This window comes from Kitasatospora sp. NPDC090091 (assembly GCF_044747365.1).
Taxonomy (GTDB): Bacteria; Actinomycetota; Actinomycetes; order Streptomycetales; family Streptomycetaceae; genus Kitasatospora.
In genome coordinates this window covers 264,230-281,506 of sequence record NZ_JBIVDY010000005.1, presented here as the reverse complement: position 1 = coordinate 281,506, position 17,277 = coordinate 264,230, and the positions used below count along the sequence as shown (strand labels likewise).

At 73.0% G+C, this 17,277-nt stretch carries 14 protein-coding genes and 1 tRNA gene; 9 read left to right on the top strand and 6 right to left on the bottom strand.

The features are described from left to right. From ACIPSC_RS11115 to ACIPSC_RS11105, 3 genes are all read left to right on the top strand, one after another. A complete protein-coding gene (locus ACIPSC_RS11115) occupies positions 1-3,018 on the top strand; it encodes a UPF0182 family protein (protein WP_400824983.1) in 3,018 nt (1,005 codons plus the stop codon). Between the two features lie 56 nt (positions 3,019-3,074). Further along, positions 3,075-3,148, top strand: a tRNA-Met gene (locus ACIPSC_RS11110). A 584-nt stretch (positions 3,149-3,732) separates the two neighbouring features. Further along, a complete protein-coding gene (locus ACIPSC_RS11105) occupies positions 3,733-5,481 on the top strand; it encodes a tetratricopeptide repeat protein (protein ID WP_400824981.1) in 1,749 nt (582 codons plus the stop codon). A gap of 45 nt (positions 5,482-5,526) precedes the next feature. Here the strand turns inward: ACIPSC_RS11105 and ACIPSC_RS11100 are convergent, their stop codons facing one another. Continuing rightward, on the bottom strand, positions 5,527-5,946 hold the full coding sequence (locus tag ACIPSC_RS11100; protein WP_313765449.1) for a Fur family transcriptional regulator: 420 nt from the start codon (positions 5,944-5,946) through the stop codon (positions 5,527-5,529). 114 nt (positions 5,947-6,060) lie between these two features. Here ACIPSC_RS11100 and ACIPSC_RS11095 point away from each other — a divergent pair, with 114 nt between their 5' ends. Beyond that, positions 6,061-7,539: a catalase gene (locus tag ACIPSC_RS11095; protein ID WP_400824765.1), complete on the top strand. Its 1,479-nt coding sequence runs from the start codon at positions 6,061-6,063 to the stop codon at positions 7,537-7,539. Positions 7,540-7,771: 232 nt separating this feature from the next. On the opposite strand, the gene hisN is transcribed toward ACIPSC_RS11095, so the two are convergent. From hisN to ACIPSC_RS11070, 5 genes are all read right to left on the bottom strand, one after another. Continuing rightward, positions 7,772-8,569 carry a histidinol-phosphatase gene (hisN, locus tag ACIPSC_RS11090; protein ID WP_400824764.1) on the bottom strand — a complete coding sequence of 266 codons (798 nt, stop codon included), beginning with the start codon at positions 8,567-8,569 and terminating at the stop codon, positions 7,772-7,774. A gap of 82 nt (positions 8,570-8,651) precedes the next feature. Next, positions 8,652-8,972 (bottom strand): DMT family transporter, encoded by a 321-nt coding sequence (locus tag ACIPSC_RS11085; protein WP_400824763.1) that lies wholly within the window; start codon positions 8,970-8,972, stop codon positions 8,652-8,654. Positions 8,973-9,090: 118 nt separating this feature from the next. Then, positions 9,091-10,146, bottom strand: a complete 1,056-nt coding sequence (gene rsgA / locus ACIPSC_RS11080; protein ID WP_400824762.1) for a ribosome small subunit-dependent GTPase A — start codon at positions 10,144-10,146, stop codon at positions 9,091-9,093. Positions 10,147-10,162: 16 nt separating this feature from the next. Further along, positions 10,163-11,494 (bottom strand): 3-phosphoshikimate 1-carboxyvinyltransferase, encoded by a 1,332-nt coding sequence (aroA, locus tag ACIPSC_RS11075; protein WP_400824761.1) that lies wholly within the window; start codon positions 11,492-11,494, stop codon positions 10,163-10,165. Between the two features lie 70 nt (positions 11,495-11,564). Beyond that, the gene (locus tag ACIPSC_RS11070; protein ID WP_400824760.1) at positions 11,565-12,293 is read right to left on the bottom strand and encodes a M50 family metallopeptidase; all 729 of its coding nucleotides are present in this window, start codon (positions 12,291-12,293) and stop codon (positions 11,565-11,567) included. 145 nt (positions 12,294-12,438) lie between these two features. On the opposite strand from ACIPSC_RS11070, the gene ACIPSC_RS11065 reads away from it, so the two are divergent. The 5 genes from ACIPSC_RS11065 to ACIPSC_RS11045 all read left to right on the top strand — a co-directional run bounded on the left by ACIPSC_RS11065 (position 12,439) and on the right by ACIPSC_RS11045 (position 17,166). Further along, entirely contained in the window at positions 12,439-13,191 is a 753-nt protein-coding gene (locus tag ACIPSC_RS11065) for an SOS response-associated peptidase (protein WP_400824758.1), read from the top strand. Between the two features lie 41 nt (positions 13,192-13,232). Beyond that, positions 13,233-13,868: an alpha/beta family hydrolase gene (locus ACIPSC_RS11060; RefSeq protein ID WP_400824756.1), complete on the top strand. Its 636-nt coding sequence runs from the start codon at positions 13,233-13,235 to the stop codon at positions 13,866-13,868. 390 nt (positions 13,869-14,258) lie between these two features. Continuing rightward, the gene (locus tag ACIPSC_RS11055) at positions 14,259-15,002 is read left to right on the top strand and encodes a sigma-70 family RNA polymerase sigma factor (RefSeq protein WP_400824979.1); all 744 of its coding nucleotides are present in this window, start codon (positions 14,259-14,261) and stop codon (positions 15,000-15,002) included. After that, positions 14,999-15,430 (top strand): mycothiol system anti-sigma-R factor, encoded by a 432-nt coding sequence (rsrA, locus tag ACIPSC_RS11050; RefSeq protein WP_400824755.1) that lies wholly within the window; start codon positions 14,999-15,001, stop codon positions 15,428-15,430. Before ACIPSC_RS11055 ends, rsrA begins: the two co-directional genes overlap by 4 nt. Positions 15,431-15,735: 305 nt before the next feature. After that, positions 15,736-17,166 carry an HD-GYP domain-containing protein gene (locus ACIPSC_RS11045; RefSeq protein ID WP_400824753.1) on the top strand — a complete coding sequence of 477 codons (1,431 nt, stop codon included), beginning with the start codon at positions 15,736-15,738 and terminating at the stop codon, positions 17,164-17,166. Positions 17,167-17,277: the final 111 nt, after the last annotated feature.

Below are 17,277 nucleotides of genomic sequence, written 5' to 3'. Positions count from 1 at the left end.
ATGCCGGAACGCTCAGGGCCGGGATTCCGGCGAAGGGTAGGCCCGCCCTCCCGGCGTGCGCGGGTGCTCCTGCTGACCCTGGGCGTACTCGCGGTGCTGTTCCTGCTGTTCGTCATGTTCTCCGGGTTCTGGACCGACTGGCTCTGGTTCAAGTCGGTCCACTACTCCTCGGTGTTCACCACCCAGCTGTGGACGAAGATCGGCCTGTTCGCCGTGTTCGGCCTGTTCATGGCGGTGATCGTCGGCTTCAACCTCTGGCTGGCGCACCGGCTGCGGCCGCCGCTGTCGGCGATGTCGGTGGAGCAGCAGAGCCTGGACCGCTACCGGTCCGGGCTGGCGCCGTTCAAGCGCTGGGCGCTGATCGGGATCTCGCTGGTGATCGGTCTGGTGGCCGGCGCCGCGGCCTCCGGCCAGTGGCGGACCTGGCTGCTCTGGACCAACGGGACGTCCTTCGGCGTGAAGGACGCGCAGTTCGGCATGGACGTCTCCTTCTACGCCTTCGAGCTGCCGTTCTACGAGTTCGTGCTCGGCTTCGCGTTCAGCGCGGTGATCGTCTCGCTGCTGGCCTCGGTGCTGGTGCACTACCTGTACGGGGGCCTGCGGCTGCAGGGCCCGGGCCGCCGGGCCAGTGCCGGTGCGCAGGGCCACCTCGCGGTGCTGCTCGGCGTCTTCGTGCTGCTGAAGGCGGCGGCGTACTGGCTGGACCGGTACGCGCTGGCGGTGAAGACCGGTTCGTACAAGGGCGTCGGCGGCTGGACCGGCCTGCGCTACGTGGACGCCAACGCGTTCCTGCCGGCCAAGACCATCCTCTTCTTCGTCGCGATCATCTGCGCGGTGCTCTTCTTCCTGACCCCGATCCGCCGCACCTGGGCCCCGGCCCTGATCGGCCTCGGGCTGATGGTGCTGTCGGCGGTGCTGATCGGCGGGGTGTACCCGGCGATCGTGCAGCAGTTCCAGGTCAAGCCGAACGAGCAGGCCAAGGAGACGCCGTACATCCAGAAGAACATCGACGCGACGCGGCAGGCGTACGGGATCGCGGACAGCCAGGTCACCACGTACAACCCGGCGAACGCGACCAACGCGGACGCGCTGAAGCCGGACGCCCAGACCATCACGGACATCCGGCTGCTCGATCCGAACGTGGTCGGCCCGACGTTCCAGCAGAACGAGGCGCTGCGCAAGTACTACGCCTTCCCCAAGTCGCTGGACGTCGACCGGTACGGCGCCCAGGACACCGTGCTGGGCGTGCGCGAGCTGGACCTCAACGGCATCCAGCGGAACTGGATCAACGACCACTTCAACTACACCCACGGCTACGGCGTGATCGCGGCCAAGGGCAACCAGGTGGACTCCAACGGCAACCCGGTCTACACCGAGTCCGCGCTGCCCACCAAGGGTGCGTTCGGCCCGTACCAGCAGCGGGTCTACTACGGCGAGAAGACCACGACGTACTCGATCGTCGGCGGCGGCTACCAGGACATCGACTACACCGCCGAGGACGGCACCCCGGTGCACTCCACCTACGACGGCGGCAGCGGTGTCTCGCTGTCCAACCCGCTCACCCGGGCCGCGTACGCGGTGAAGTTCGCCGAGCCGCAGATCCTCTACTCCAGCGCGATCAAGGACGGCGCGAAGGTCATCTACGACCGCACCCCCAAGGAGCGGGTCGAGAAGGTCGCTCCCTGGCTGTCGATCGACGCCGACCCGTACCCCGTGGTGCAGGCGGGCCCCAACGGCCAGCCGGGCAAGGTGGTCTGGGTGCTGGACGGCTACACCACCTCGGACGGCTACCCGTTCTCGTCCAAGACGACGCTGGGCGACGTCACCAAGGACTCGCTGACCAACCAGCGCGGTGAGCTGCTGACCGCCGCCAACCAGGTCAACTACATCCGCAACTCGGTCAAGGCCACCGTGGACGCGTACACCGGCGAGGTGACGCTCTACCAGTGGGACGAGAACGACCCGGTGCTGAAGACCTGGATGAAGGCGTTCCCGGACACCGTCAAGGCGAAGGCCGAGATCCCGGACACGCTGATGCCGCACCTGCGGTACCCGCAGGACATGTTCAAGGTGCAGCGCGACCTGCTCGCCGAGTACCACATGACCGACGCCGGCGGCTTCTTCAACGGCACCGACATCTGGCAGGTGCCGGCGGACCCGACCACCAACACCAACGAGGTCCAGCCGCCGTACTACCTGACGGTCCGGATGCCCGACGCCAAGGCCGCGAGCTTCTCGCTCACCACGTCGTTCACGCCGAGCGGGCGCGACAACCTGGCCGCCTTCATGTCGGTCAGCGCCGACCCGGGCCCGGACTACGGGAAGATCCGGATCGCCAAGATGGAGACCGACTCCCGGGCGCTCGGGGCGAAGCAGGTCCAGGCGAAGTTCAACTCGGACCCGCTGGTGGCCAACCAGCTCACCCTGCTGAAGACCGGTACCGACTCCGACATCGAGTACGGCAACCTGCTGACCCTGCCGGTCGGCGGAGGCCTGCTCAACGTCGAGCCGGTCTACCTGATCGGCCGCAGTGCCAAGGTGCCGGTGCTGAAGAAGGTGCTGGCGACCTACGGCAACGAGAACGCGGTGGTCGCGGTCGAGGACAACCTGGAGAAGGCGCTGGCCAAGGTGCTCGGCGGTGCGGTGACCGGGGCTCCGGCCACGCCCACCGCGCCCGGCACCAATACGCCGACCACCCCGGTCACCCCGACCACGCCCACCACCCCGACCGCGCCCGGCACTCCGGTCTCGCCGGACCTCCAGAAGGCGATCGCGGACGTGGTGAAGGCGCACAACGACAGCGACGCCGCCGCGAAGAGCGGTGACTGGGTGGCCTACGGGCAGGCCCAGAAGGCGCTGGGCGAGGCGATCAAGGCGATGGAGGCGGCACAGCAGAAGGGCGGTGCCACCCCCGCGCCGAGCGGTACGCCGACCGGCGCGCCGAGCGCCGCACCCAGCACCGCGCCGACGGGCACGCCGGCTCCGGCCCCGACGGGCACGCCGACCGCGAGCCCCTGAGCAGCGACAACCGATTCCTGTTCCACCTCGCACCCGTGCTATGGTTTAACCACCGACGCGGGGTGGAGCAGCTCGGTAGCTCGCTGGGCTCATAACCCAGAGGTCGCAGGTTCAAATCCTGTCCCCGCTACTCAGTAGCACGAAGGCCCGGAGGATCTCCTCCGGGCCTTCGGCGTTCCCCCGTGTCGTCACCGGGGGGAGTGTGGGCCCGCTCCGGTACTATCGACCGTCGCCAACGACGCCGGCATCGGGGTTTGTGGGACCGAACTGTCGGGAAATCGACAAAGCGCCGAAGCAATTTCGTCGGCTTCGGGTCCGCCCCGCCGAATTCGGCCGGGGCAGGTGTACGCGGGTTGCGGGTGATGCGACGATGGGACACATGGGGGACGTTGCACGGCCGCTGACCGGCCGTCGGTTCGGGCACGTCGCCTCGGGATCCCGCCGGCCGCAGGCTGGGGGATGCTGCCGCGACACTCTGGGGGAGCGGGAGTCGGCATGAGGCTGATCGGCAGGAACGGACCAGGAGCCAAGCCCGCTGCGGCCACCGAGGCGGACACCGACGCCTGGGCGGAGAGCCCCGAGAACCACCCCGGCGCCCTGCCCGCGCAGCGCACCAGCGGACTGTCCGAGCGCCGGCCGAGCGGCTACGGCCCCGACAGCCTGGTGCACGTCTCCGCCCGTCACTTCACCGCCGCCATCGGCCCGTACGGCGCGATGACCGAGCCGGCCGACGGCGCGGACGCGGCCGGCGCCGACGGGATCGACTCCACCAGCTTCGAGACCGCGCTGGCCGCGCGCGAGCAGGCCGCCCTGGAGGCCCGGCACCGTCAGGCCGCCGACGACGGCGACCCGGAGGCCGCCAGCCGGCTGGGCACCCTGCTGCTGCGCCGCGGCGACCTCGAGGACGCCGAGCCGTACCTGCGCAGCGCCGCCGCGGCCGGGCTGCGCGCCGCCGCCAACAACCTCGGGGTGCTGCTGCACCAGCAGGGCCACCGGGCCGAGGCCGCGCAGTGGTGGCGGCAGGCCGCGGTGGCCGGCAGCGCGCCCGCCGCGCACGCGCTCGGCCTGCAACTGCGGGACCAGGGCGAGGAGGAGGCCGCCGAGTACTGGCTGCACTTCGCCGCCGACCACGGCCACCCGCTGGGCGCCTACGCCCTGGGCGACCTGATGGAGCACCGGCGGGACGTGCGCGCCGAGCGATGGTTCAAGGTGTCCGCGGACGCCGGGCACCGCGAGGCCGCCTACCGGCTGGCCCGGATGCGCGAGGCCGCGGGGGACAAGGAGACCGCCGAGACCTGGTACCGCACCGCCGCCGCGCGCAGCCACGCCCGCGCCGCGCTGCGGCTCGGCGTGCTGCTGGAGGAGCGGGCCCGGACCGACGAGTCGCTGCTGGACGAGGCCGCCCGCTGGTACCGGCAGTCGGCGCAGAACGGCGAGCCGCGCGCGGCCTGCGCGCTCGGCTTCCTGCTGCGCGACGCCGGCGACCTCGCCACCGCTGCCGAGTGGTGGCAGGAGGCCGCCGAGGCCGGCGACGGCAACGCCGCCAACGCCCTGGGCGCGCTGCACGCCTCCCGCGGCGAGGCCGCCGAGGCCGAGCGCTGGTACCGCAGCGCGCTGGACGCCGGCGACCAGAACGGCGCCTTCAACCTGGGCCTGCTCTGCGCCGGCGCCGGGCGCGACCAGCAGGCCGAACAGTGGTACCGCCGCGCCGCGTACGCCGGGCACCGGGAGGCCTGCAACGCGCTGGCCGTGGTGCTGCTCCAGCGCGGGGACGAGTCCGGCGCCGAGCCGTGGTTCTCCAAGGCCGCCGAGGCCGGCAGCGTGGACGGCGCCTTCAACCTCGGCGTCCTGCACGCCGGGCGCGGCGAGCACCGGCAGGCGCAGGAGTGGTACGCGCGGGCCGCGGCCGAGGGCCACGGTGAGGCGGCGCTGCAGCTCGCGGTCGTCCAGGAGCAGCGCGGCAACCTCGCGGGCGCGCTGGAGCGCTACCGGCAGGCCGCGGCCGGCGGTTCGGCCGAGGGCGCGTTCCGGCTGGCCTCGGTGCTGGACCGGCGCGGCGACGCGGACGAGGAGGCCGAGCACTGGTACGCGGTGGCGGCCGACGCCGGGCACCGCCGGGCGCAGGTGCGGATGGGCGTCCGGGCGGCGGAGCGCGGGGCGCTGGAGATCGCGGAGAGCTGGTACCGGCGGGCCGCCGAGGCGGGCAGCCGCAGTGCGGCCTTCAACCTGGGCCTGCTGCTGGCCCGGCAGGACAGCGAGGCCGAGGCGATGCTCTGGTACACCCGGGCTGCCGACGCCGGCCACGGCCGGGCGGCGCTGCGGCTCGCCCTGCTGGCGCTGCGCCGGGGCGAGCCGGTGCAGGCGGAGAACTGGTGCCGCCGGGCGGCGGACTACGGTCCGGCGGAGGTCGCCGAGCGCGCCGGCCGGCTGCTGGGCGCGCTGCACGCCGAGCTGAGCGCCTGACGGGCGGTCGCGAGAGCGGGGTGCGGGCCGTCGGGGGCCCGGCTGTCAGGGTCTGTTCGTACAGTCCGGGCAGAGCCCGCGGTAAGTGATCTCGGCTCCGGAGAGGGCGAAGCCGAACCGCTCGGAGTCGGGCAGCGCGGCCAGCGGGTCGCCCTGCGGATGGACGTCGCGGATCGCGCCGCAGCCGGAGCAGACCAGGTGCTGGTGGGCGTGGTGCGCGTTGGGGTCGTACCGCTTGGCCCGGCCGTCGGTGGCGACCTCCAGGACCTCGCCGAGGCAGACCAGCTCGCCGAGCGTGTTGTAGACCGTCGCGCGGCTGATCTCGGGCAGCCGCTCCACGGCGCGGGCGTGCACCTCGTCCGCGGTGAGGTGCACGTGTTCACCGTTCAGGACCTCGGCCACGACCCGGCGCTGCGAGGTCAGCCGCCACCCACGTCCGCGAAGTCGTTCCAGCAGGTCAGTCATGGCTACAGGGTAAGTGACGCTCCGAGATTGGTTCCAGTGTTGACTTAGACAAAGTCCAAGTTAGGATCGAGTCTGTCACGATCGGATCACGCGGATCACGCGGAGGCACCCCTTATGACCACCCAGGACGAGCTGCGCCCCATCCTCACCACGGAGGCGGGTGCCCCCGTCGCCGACAACCAGAACACCGAGACCGCGGGATTCGGCGGTCCGGCGCTCATCCAGGACCAGCAGCTGTTCGAGAAGCTGGCGCACTTCAACCGCGAGCGCATCCCGGAGCGCGTCGTGCACGCCCGCGGCGCCGCCGCGTACGGCACGTTCACGGTGACCGCCGACGTCACCGCCTACACCCGGGCCGCCTTCCTCTCCGAGGTCGGCAAGGAGACCGAGACCTTCCTGCGGTTCTCCACCGTGGCCGGCAACCTCGGCTCGGCCGACGCCGTCCGCGACCCGCGCGGCTTCGCGCTGAAGTTCTACACCGAGGAGGGCAACTACGACCTCGTCGGCAACAACACCCCGGTGTTCTTCATCAAGGACGCCACCAAGTTCCCGGACTTCATCCACACCCAGAAGCGGGACCCGTACACCGGCTCGCAGGAGGCGGACAACGTCTGGGACTTCTGGGGCCTGTCGCCGGAGTCCACCCACCAGGTGACCTGGCTGTTCGGCGACCGCGGCATCCCGGCAAGCTACCGCCACCTCAACGGCTACGGCTCGCACACCTACCAGTGGCAGAACGAGGCCGGCGAGTACTTCTGGGTGAAGTACCACTTCAAGACCGACCAGGGCATCAAGAACCTGACCCAGGACGAGGCCAACAAGCTCGCCGGCGAGGACCCGGACAGCCACCAGCGGGACCTGCGCGAGGCGATCGAGCGCGGCGAGTTCCCGACCTGGACGGTGCAGGTCCAGATCATGCCGGCGGCGGACGCGGCGAACTACCGCTTCAACCCGTTCGACCTGACCAAGGTCTGGCCGCACGAGGACTACCCGCCGATCGAGGTCGGCAAGCTGGAGCTGAACCGCAACCCCGACAACGTCTTCGCCGAGGTCGAGCAGTCGATCTTCTCCCCGGCGCACTTCGTGCCCGGCATCGGCCCGTCCCCGGACAAGATGCTGCAGGGCCGGCTCTTCGCGTACGCGGACGCCCACCGCTACCGCGTCGGCATCAACGCCGACCACCTGCCGGTGAACCGCCCGCACGCCACCGAGGCGCGCAACAACAGCCGTGACGGCCACCTGTACGACGGCCGCCACGGCCGCCAGAAGAACTACGAGCCGAACAGCTTCGGCGGCCCGGTGCAGACCGGCCGTCCGCTCTGGGCAGCCGTCCCGGTCACCGGCGCCACCGGCAACCACGAAGCCCCCTCGCACGCCGAGGACAACGACTTCGTGCAGGCCGGCAACCTCTACCGGCTGTTCTCCGAGGACGAGAAGCAGCGGCTGATCGCCAACCTGGCCGGCTTCATCGCCAAGGTCTCGGCCGACCGCGACGACATCGTCGAGCGTGCGATCGAGAACTTCCGCAAGGCCGACGCCGACTACGGGCAGCGGCTGGAGGCGGCGGTGCGGGAGCTGCGCAAGCAGCAGTAGCACCCCGATGAGCAGCGGGCCCGTTCCGACCAGAAAGCTGGCCGGAACGGGCCCGCACCACTACTCGCCCGCTCGCCTCCGGGGCGCTCCGGCCCGGTGCCGACGGTCGGCGCTCCAACGCCCCTCGTCCCTCGGGTCGTCCTCGCTTCTCCCTTTCGGCACCGGCGCGCCCCTTCGGCTCGGGGCGGCTACTCGCCCGCTCGCCTCAAGGCAGGGCTCGGGGCGGGGCGGCTCAGACGCTGAGGCGGCGCAGGGCCTCGTCGTGGAGCAGGCCGTTGGTGGCGACCGCGTCGGCGCCGCCCGGGCCCGGGACGCCGTCCAGGCCGGTGAAGCGGCCGCCGGCCTCCTCGACGATGATGCAGTTGGCGGCCATGTCCCAGAGCGAGAGCTCGGGCTCGGCGGCGATGTCCACCGCGCCCTCGGCGACCATCATGTAGGACCAGAAGTCGCCGTAGGCCCGGGTGCGCCAGCAGGCCCGGGTGAGGTCCAGGAAGGGGTCGAGCCGGCCCCGCTCCTCCCAACCGGAGAGCGAGGAGTAGGAGAACGAGGCGTCCTCGACCCGGGAGACGCCGGAGACCTGGATCCGGCCGGCCTTGGCCAGGCTGCGGCCGGCGAAGGCGCCGAGGTCCTTGGCGGCCCACCAGCGGCGGTTCAGCGCCGGGGCGGAGACGATGCCGACCACCGGGCGCTCCACGCCGTCCGGGCCGTCCTCCAGCAGGGCGATCAGGGTGGCCCAGACCGGCACGCCGCGGATGTAGTTCTTGGTGCCGTCGATCGGGTCGATCACCCAGCGGCGCGGGCCCGAGCCCTGCAGGCCGAACTCCTCGCCGAGCACCGCGTCGCGCGGCCGGGCGCGCTGCAGCACCCCGCGGACCAGCTCCTCGGCGGCCTTGTCCGCGTCGCTGACGGGGGTGAGGTCGGGCTTGGTCTCGACCTTCAGGTCGAGTGCGCGGAATCGCTCCAGGGTGACCGAGTCCGCCGAGTCGGCGAGGACGTGGGCGAGGCGGAGGTCGTCGTGGTAGTCGGCCATGTCCAAGACCCTAGCGAGCCCACCCGGATCGGGACAGTCGGGCTCGCGGAGCGGACGGCCCCGGTCTCGGACGGGGCGGCGGTCAGTGCGAGCCGCTGAGTTGGAGGCCGATCACGCCGGCGATCACCAGGGAGATCGACACCAGCTTGAGCACGGAGGTGGATTCGTCCAGGAACACCATGCCGTAGATCGCGGTGCCGGCCGCACCGATCCCGGTCCACACCGCGTAGGCCGGGCCGACCGGCAGGCTCTTCAGGGAGAGGGTCAGCAGGCCGAAGCTGCTGAGGGCGAAGACGCAGAAGCTGACGGTGGGCCAGAGCTTGGTGAAGCCCTCGCTGAGCTTGAGGTTGATCGCGAAGCCGGTCTCCAGCAGGCCGGCCAGGATCACCAGGGCCCATGCCATCGCGTCTCTCCCTGTCGATCGACGGGCCGGACCGCGACCCGGCCCGACTTTCCTATGATCGCCAGGCCGGGGCGGTCCGACACCTCGAACACGCGAAAACGCGGGTGCCGACGGGCGGTCAGTCGCCCTCGCGGGTCTCCTTGCTGGCCAGCAGCCGGCGCAGCGAGTAGAGCCGGGCCTGCTCGGCGTGCCCGTCCGCGACCCAGGCGTCCAGCGCACAGTCCGGCTCGTCGTGGCTGCACGCGCGCGGGCAGTCGACGGTGCCGGGCTCCAGGTCGGGGAAGGCGTGGATGACCCGGGACGGGTCGATGTGCGAGAGGCCGAAGGAGCGGAAGCCCGGCGTGTCGATCACCCAGCCCGGGTCGAGCGCCTTCTTCGAGCCCGGCTTGGCGCCCGGGGGTGGCGGCAGCCGCAGCGCCAGCGCCGAGACGGTGGTGTGCCGGCCGCGGCCGGTCACCGCGTTGACGTGTCCGGTGCTCCGCTGCCGCTCCGGCACCAGCGCGTTGACCAGCGTGGTCTTTCCGACGCCGGAGTGCCCGATGAACACCGTGGAGCGGCCGCGCAGGTACGCGCGCACCGCCTCCGCCCCGGTGGTGGCCAGCTCGTCCCGCCTGGTCACCACGTAGGTGATGCCCAGCGGCGCGTACGCCTCCAGCAGCGGGGCCGCCGGTGCGAGGTCCGACTTGGTGAGGACCAGCAGCGGCTCCATCCCGGCGTCGTACGCGGCCACCAGGCAGCGGTCGATCAGCCGGGGCCGGGGCTCCGGGTCCGCCAGGGCGGTGACGATGGCCAGCTGCTCGGCGTTGGCGACGACGATCCGCTCGTACGGGTCGTCGTCGTCCGCGGTGCGCCGCAGGACGGAGCTGCGCTCCTCGACCCGGACGATCCGGGCCAGCGTGTCGGCGTCCCCGGAGAGGTCTCCGACGATGTTGACGACGTCACCCACCACGACGCCCTTGCGGCCCAGCTCGCGGGCCTTCATGGCGACGATCTCGCGTTCCTGCTTCGTCCCGGCGTCCACCAGGCAGGTCAGTCGGCCGCGGTCGACGGTGAGCACCATCGCCTCGGCCGCGTCCTCGTGCTTGGGGCGGATCCGGGTCCGCGGCCGGGAGCCCCGGCGCGCGGGGCGGTTGCGGATGTCGTCCTCGTCGGCGTCCTTGCCGTAGCGGCGCATGTACCCAGTCTCCCGCTCAGCCGCCCGCCACTGCCCCGGTGAGCAGCTCGTCCCACATCTTGGGGAAGTCCGGCAGGGTCTTGGCGGTGGTCGCGACGTTCTCGACCCGGACGCCCTCGACGGCCAGGCCGATCACGGCGGCCGCGGTGGCCAGCCGGTGGTCCTCGTAGGTGTGGAAGACGCCGCCGTGCAGCGTGCGCGGGCGGATCCGCAGACCGTCCTCGGTCTCGGTGACGTCGCCGCCCAGGTCGTTGATCTCCTTGGCGAGCGCGGCGAGCCGGTCCGTCTCGTGCAGCCGCAGGTGCGCGATGCCGTAGAGGTGGGACTCGGAGTCGGCCAGCGCCGCGACCGCGGCGATCACCGGGGTCAGCTCGCCGACGTCGTGCAGGTCCGCCTCGATGCCGTGGATCCGGCCGGTGCCGGTGAACTGCAGGCCCTCGTCGGTGAACTCGCAGACGCCGCCCATCCGGGTGTAGATCTCGCGCAGCTGGTCGCCGGGCTGGGTGGTGTGCTTCGGCCAGTCGCGGACGGTGACCCGGCCGCCGGTGACCAGGGCGGCGGCGAAGAACGGCGCGGCGTTGGAGAGGTCGGGCTCGACCACCATGTCGCGGCCGATCAGCGCGCCGGGGGTGACCCGCCAGACGTCCTTCTCGCCGCCGTCCTCGGGCGCGTCGACCTGGACGCCGGCCAGGCGCAGCATCTCGACGGTCATCCGGATGTGCGGAAGCGAGGGGACCGGGCCGCCGACGTGGCGGACCTCGACGCCGTTGTTGTAGCGGGCGCCGGAGAGCAGCAGCGCCGAGACGAACTGCGAGGAGGACGAGGCGTCCAGCTCGACCGGGCCGCCGTCCAGCGCGCCGGTGCCGTGCACGGTGAGCGGGAACGCGCCGCGGCCGCCGTCGTCGATCCGGGCGCCGAGCGCGCGCAGGGCGTTGATCACGCCGTGCTGGGGGCGCTCGTAGCTGCGCGGGTCGCCGTCGAAGTGCACCGGGCCGTCGGCGAGGACGGCGAGCGGCGGGAGGAAGCGCATGACGGTGCCGGCGTTGCCGACGTCGATCGAGGCCGGGCCGCGCAGCGCGGGGGCGGGGATGACCCGCCAGGCCTCGCCGCCGCCGGTGCCGCCGGTGTCGTTGTTGACCTGCTCCTCGATGCCGACGCCGAGGGCGCGCAGGCCGTCGGCCATCAGCTGGGAGTCGCGGCTGCGCAGCGGGCGCCGCACCCAGCCGGGCTCGTCGGCGAGTGCCGCCAGCACCAGGGCCCGGTTGGTGACCGACTTGGAGCCGGGGATGGTGACGGTGGCGTCAACGGGGGTGGTCGCGACGGGGGCGGGCCACAGGGTCTCGGTCATGGGGCAAGTTTAGGGGCCGTACCGGAACTGTCCCCTCGGCGGCCGGATGGCGGGATGGTGGGGACGGTGCTCAGAACGACGCCGGGCCGTCCGGGAGGAGCCAGTGCGCGCCGACGGCCAGGCAGACGAGTGCGGTGACCAGGAAGAGCGTGACCCAGGCGAGCCCCGGGACGCCGGTGAGCCGGGCCAGCTGGTCGGCGTCGGAGTCGCCGCCCTGGCCGTGGCGGCGCTGGTGCTGCAGCTCCAGCACCGGCCGGACGGCGCCGAACAGCAGGAACCAGCTGCCGAGGTAGGCGAAGCCGGCCTGGACCTCGGGGGTGCCGTACCAGGAGACCAGGAAGAAGGCGGCCCCGGCCAGGACGACGGAGAGGAAGCCGAAGGCGTTGCGGATCCGGACCAGCAGGGCCAGCAGCAGGGCGATGGTCAGCCAGAGCAGCAGGGTGATCCGGTCGGCGGCGAGCAGGCCGGCGCAGCCGAGCCCGAGCAGGGCCGGGGTGATGTAGCCGGCGGCGGCGGTCACCACCATGCCGGGGCCGGTGGGCTGGCCGTAGGAGAGGGTGAGGCCGGAGGTGTCGGAGTGCAGCCGGATGCCGGCCAGCGTGCGGCCGGTGAGGAGGGCGGCGAGGCCGTGGCCGCCCTCGTGGGCGATGGTGACCGCGTTGCGGGTCACCCGCCAGATCGGCCGGGCGGCCACCGCGAGCAGGGCGGCGGCGCCGGTGGCGAGGACGAGCCAGCCGGGCGGGGCGGGCTGGGCACCGGTGACCCGGTCCCACAACGCGCCGATGCTCTGTGCGTCCATGTCCGCTCTCCGCCTCCGTTCACCCGGGCCGGGGGTCGGCGGCCGGGGTGGCAGCCTCCCATGCGGGGACGGCCGGGCGGGAGGCGTCGGTTCGCCCTGTGGAATGAGGAATCGGTGAGAGCGGCGGGCATGGCAAGCTGACGCCATGTGCGGTCGCTTCGCCTCCAGCAGCAAGCCCGAGGACATCGTCGAGCTCTTCGGCGTCCGGCAGTGGGACCCGGCCGAGACGCTGGCCCCCAGTTGGAACGTCGCCCCCACCGAGAGCGCCTTCGTGGTGCTGGACCGGGTGCCCAAGGGGGAGGCGGCGCCGGTGCGGCAGCTGCGGGTGCTGCGCTGGGGCCTGGTGCCGGCCTGGGCGAAGTCGCCCGAGACCGCGGTGAAGATGATCAACGCCCGTGCGGACACGGTGCACGAGAAGCCCTCCTACCGGCAGGCCTTCGCCTCCCGGCGGTGCATCGTCCCGGTCGACGGCTACTACGAGTGGCAGACGGTGCCGGGCGAGCGCGGCAAGCCGAAGAAGAAGCCGTTCTTCGTCTCCCGGGCCGACGGCAGCCCGCTGGCGCTGGCCGGGCTGTACGAGTTCTGGCGCAACCGGGAGGTGCCGGCCGGACACCCGGAGGCCTGGCTGGTGACGTTCACCGTGGTCACCACCGAGGCGGAGGAGCTGCTCGCCCCGATCCACGAGCGGATGCCGCTCTTCCTGGACCGCGAGTCGTTCGACGACTGGCTGGACCCGGGGCTGAGCGACCCGGACGAGCTGCGCCGGCTGCTGATACCCCCGGGGCCCGGCGCCCTGCTGGCCACCCCGGTCTCGCCGGCGGTCGGCAGCATCCGCAACAACGGCCCCGAGCTGACCCGGCCTTGGGACGAGGCCGAGTTCGAGACGACGCTCTTCTGACCCCCGCTCACCCTCTCCCCTTCTCCTGGAGCCCGCGCGCGATGACCACCGAACTCGTTCCGACCCCGGCCGGGGACGCCCGGATCACCCACCACCCGGCGGCCGCCCCGAAGGCGCTGCTGGCGCTCGGGCACGGCGCCGGCGGCGGGATCGGGGCGCGCGACCTGGTCGCGCTGGCCGGGGCGCTGCCGCCGCGGGGGATCTCGGTGGCGCTGGTCGAGCAGCCCTGGCGGGTGGCCGGGAAGCGGCTCGGGCCGGCGCCGAAGACGCTGGACACCGGCTGGACCCCGGTCGCCGAGCGGCTGGCCGGGCCGGGCCTGCCGCTGGTGGTCGGCGGGCGCAGCGCCGGCGCCCGGGTGGCCTGCCGGACCGGTGCGGCCACCGGTGCGGTCGGCGTGGTGGCGCTGGCGTTCCCGCTGCACCCGCCGGGCAAGCCCGAGAGGAGCCGGGCGGAGGAGCTGCTGGAGTCGGGGCTGCCGACGCTGGTGGTGCAGAGCGCGGCGGACCCGTTCGGCGGCCCGGAGGAGTTCCCGGTGCTGCCGGCCGGGCACGAGCTGGTGGCGGTGCCGTACGGCAGCCACGGCTTCGAGGTGCCGAAGCGGGCGCCGATGGGGCAGGACGAGGTGCTGGAGCTGATCACCACGGCGGTCGGCGACTGGGTGCTCGGCCTGCTCTGAGCGCCGGTCCGGTCCGGGCAGTGCACTTTGCCGGGCGTCGGCCTGCTCCGAGCGCCGTCGTGCTCCGAGCGCCGGAGCGCGCCGACCGGACCCGCGCCGGCCGTTGGGAACGGGCGCTCGCCGCCCGCTCGCCCGCCCGAGTGAATACCCGGCCGGGGGCGGGAATGCGGGCGCGGTTCGCATGGTTGACAAGCTCGTCAGCTTGAGTCCCGGTGGAAGGCAGCACAGATGGGTTCGATCGCGTGCCCCGAGCGGCCGGAGGAGCGCGAGGCCGCCACGGCCTTCGCCCCCTCGTGGTCGGAGTGGCTTGTCGCGGGCGAGAAGCCCGTGAGCCCGATATCCTCCCTCTCGGGGCAGCCCGCAGTGGGCGGTCTGCGCCATGCCGAGGAGGTGGGTCCGGTCGTCGGGACCGAGCACGAGACCGAGCCGGGCCGGGGCCCGGAGGAGGGCCTGCCCACGGGCGAGGCGCTCACCGGTGAGGAGCTGGCCGAGGCGATCGGTGAGGACACCTTCCGGGTGTCGGCTGAGGAGACCGAGGAGGCTCGGCGGGAGCGCTTCGAGCGCGACGCCCTGGGCTACCTGGACCCGATGTACTCGGCGGCGCTGCGGATGACGCGCAACCCGGCCGACGCGGAGGACCTCCTCCAGGAGGCGTTCGCGAAGGCGTACGCGTCGTTCCACCAGTTCCGCGAGGGCACCAACCTCAAGGCCTGGCTGTACCGCATCCTCACCAACACGTTCATCAACTCGTACCGCAAGAAGCAGCGGGAGCCCCAGCGCACCGCCGCCGAGGAGATCGAGGACTGGCAGCTGGCCCGGGCCGAGTCGCACATGTCGACCGGTCTGCGCTCGGCGGAGACCCAGGCGCTCGAACACCTCCCGGACAGCGATGTGAAGGACGCCCTCCAGGCCATCCCGGAGGAGTTCCGCATCGCCGTGTATCTCGCGGACGTAGAGGGCTTTGCGTACAAGGAGATCGCGGACATCATGGGTACTCCCATCGGCACGGTGATGTCCCGACTGCACCGCGGCCGCCGTCAGCTGCGCGGCATGCTGGAGGATTACGCCCGCGAGCGCGGGCTGGTCCCGGCCGGCAGCGGGGCAGGGCAGGAAGCGAAGGGCTCGGGCTCATGAGCTGCGGCGATCCGCACGACACCGAGTGTGGCGAGGTCCTCGACCACCTCTATGAATTCCTCGACAACGAGATGGCCGAGGGCGACTACGCCAAGTTGCGCGTGCACTTCGAGGAGTGCTCGCCATGCCTGGAGAAGTACGGCCTGGAGCAGGCGATCAAGGCGCTGATCAAGCGCTGCTGCGGGTGCGACGACACCCCGTCCGACCTGCGCGGCAAGGTGCTGGCCAGGATCGACTCGATCCGGGCCGGGCAGCGCTCCGCCGAGGCGGTGGTGGTCTCCGTCGAGTCGACGGCAGAGCTCCACGGCGAGGCCGGTCCGGGGCGTGCGGCCGGTCCGGGCCGCGAGGCCCGGGACACCGCGGCCGAGCCGGCCGGCGACCAGACCCGGCCGGGCACCCCGGTCGAGGCGGGCGCCCCGGCGGAGTGAGACCGCGCCGCCCGTGTGCGCGGGCGGCCGAGAGAACTGATCGGGCGGCCCCGGAGCGTGTGCTCCGGGGCCGCCCCCTTGCTGCTTGCGTGCGCCGTCACTCGTTCGGGTGAGTTGGCGGTGCGCCAACTGCGGCATTCCGCGATCATGCGTCCCCACGCCGAAACGGCGGCCTATCCTCCTGACGGACACTCACCGCCGGGTCCCCGGTGTGCCGAGTGCCGAGCGGGCCAGGACGCGGGGAGGTCGAGATCGCTACCGACAGGGGAGAGGCGGACCTGCCGCGGGGCGCGGTGGGCTACCTCGTGGCCGTTCCGGTCGCGGCGCTCTGCTGCCTGCTGCCGCTGCTGCCCGTGCCGGGACCGCTCGGCGTGCCGCGCTGGCTCGGCAACCCCGTCGACTGGCCCAAGGTCGGGCTGCTCTCCTTCCTGCACGGCTGCTGGGAGTCGCTCGCCCAGGGGCTGACCACGCCGTGCCTGCGACTGGTCCGGGTGCTGCTGCGCCGGGCGCCGCTGGCCGACCGGCCGCCGGCCCGGCCCTGCGCCAACGCCTTCTTCCCGGTGCTGTTCGCCGGGGTGCTGATGCTGCCGCCGGCTGCCGCCGCGCTGGTCGCGGTGCCGCCCGCCCTGCTCGGCTACGCCGATGCCGACCGCGGGCGGCGGGTCTGGAACGGGGCACAGCTCGGGGTCTCCGCCTTCGCCTCCTCGGCCGTCTTCCACCTGCTCTCCGGCCCGCAGCTGCTGCTCGGCTCCCGGTTCCCGGCCGCGCTGCTGCCCGGGTGCGCCGCGCTCGGCGCGTTCTGCCTGGTCAACAGCGCCCTGGTGAGCGGCATGCTGGTGCTCGCCGAGGGCCGGCGGCCGACCGTGCTGCTGAGCGGGCCGGCCACCGCGATCGGCCTGCCGGTGCTGGTGCACGCGGCCGGCGGGCTGATGGTCGCGGTGCTCTGGCAGGGCCCGTACGGCGCGTTCGCGGCGCTGCTGGCGCTGCTGCCGCTCTCCATCTCGGCCTGGGTGTTCGCCCAGGGCCACCGCGAGCGCGACGCCCACCAGGCCACCGTCCAGGCGCTGGTGCAGGCCGTCGAGATCAAGGACGCCTACACCCGCGGGCACAGCGAGCGGGTCGGCAAGGCGGCCGTGCTGATCGCCGATCAGCTCGGCATGGAGGCCGAGCGGCTGCGCACCCTGCGGTACGCGGGGATCCTGCACGACGTCGGCAAGCTGGGCGTCGCCACCGAGCTGCTGCGAAGAAACGGTCCCCTGACCGACGCCGAGCGGAGGGCGGTGGAGGTGCACCCGGTGCACGGGTACGAGCTGGTCCGCGGGATCGCCTTCCTCGGCGAGGCGCACGCCGGAATCCTGCACCACCACGAGCGGGTGGACGGCCGGGGCTACCCGAGCGGGCTGGTGGGGGAGCAGATCCCGGAGTTCGCGCGGATCATCTCGGTCGCCGACGCCTTCGACTCGATGACCTCCACCCGCTCCTACCGCCGGGGCCGGCCGGTCGCGGAGGCGGTGGCCGAGCTGGAGCGCTGCGCGGGCAGCCAGTTCGACCCGGTGATGGTCCGGGCGCTGGTCGAGGCGCTCGCGGAGCACGACTGGCAGCCGGTGCTGCCGCCGTCCGGCGACTGCATCAAGGCGGTGCCGGACATCCCGCTCGGCGTCCCCGAGCCGGCCCGGGCGGCCCCGCGGCGGGTGCCCGCGCAGGGCGGCAGCGTCCCGACGGCCGGGCCGTCGTGATCGCGGCGACCGGGGGCGCCCGGAGGCCGTCCCGGCGGGCTGCGGGCGGGCCGTTCACCGGGGCGGTGTACGGCGGGGTGGCGGCGGTGCACGGCGCGGCGCTCGCGCTGC

Excerpts from the sequence above, each read along its gene's own strand:
- ACIPSC_RS11085 (WP_400824763.1), bottom strand. The coding sequence starts at position 8,972 with ATGGCATGGGCCCTGGTGATCCTGGCCGGCCTGCTGGAGACCGGCTTC.
- rsrA (WP_400824755.1), top strand. The coding sequence starts at position 14,999 with ATGAGCTGCGGCGATCCGCACGACACCGAGTGTGGCGAGGTCCTCGAC.
- ACIPSC_RS11100 (WP_313765449.1), bottom strand. The coding sequence starts at position 5,946 with ATGACTGACCTGCTGGAACGACTTCGCGGACGTGGGTGGCGGCTGACC.
- ACIPSC_RS11095 (WP_400824765.1), top strand. The coding sequence starts at position 6,061 with ATGACCACCCAGGACGAGCTGCGCCCCATCCTCACCACGGAGGCGGGT.
- ACIPSC_RS11070 (WP_400824760.1), bottom strand. The coding sequence starts at position 12,293 with ATGGACGCACAGAGCATCGGCGCGTTGTGGGACCGGGTCACCGGTGCC.
- aroA (WP_400824761.1), bottom strand. The coding sequence starts at position 11,494 with ATGACCGAGACCCTGTGGCCCGCCCCCGTCGCGACCACCCCCGTTGAC.
- ACIPSC_RS11065 (WP_400824758.1), top strand. The coding sequence starts at position 12,439 with ATGTGCGGTCGCTTCGCCTCCAGCAGCAAGCCCGAGGACATCGTCGAG.
- ACIPSC_RS11060 (WP_400824756.1), top strand. The coding sequence starts at position 13,233 with ATGACCACCGAACTCGTTCCGACCCCGGCCGGGGACGCCCGGATCACC.
- hisN (WP_400824764.1), bottom strand. The coding sequence starts at position 8,569 with ATGGCCGACTACCACGACGACCTCCGCCTCGCCCACGTCCTCGCCGAC.
- ACIPSC_RS11115 (WP_400824983.1), top strand. The coding sequence starts at position 1 with ATGCCGGAACGCTCAGGGCCGGGATTCCGGCGAAGGGTAGGCCCGCCC.
- ACIPSC_RS11105 (WP_400824981.1), top strand. The coding sequence starts at position 3,733 with ATGACCGAGCCGGCCGACGGCGCGGACGCGGCCGGCGCCGACGGGATC.
- rsgA (WP_400824762.1), bottom strand. The coding sequence starts at position 10,146 with ATGCGCCGCTACGGCAAGGACGCCGACGAGGACGACATCCGCAACCGC.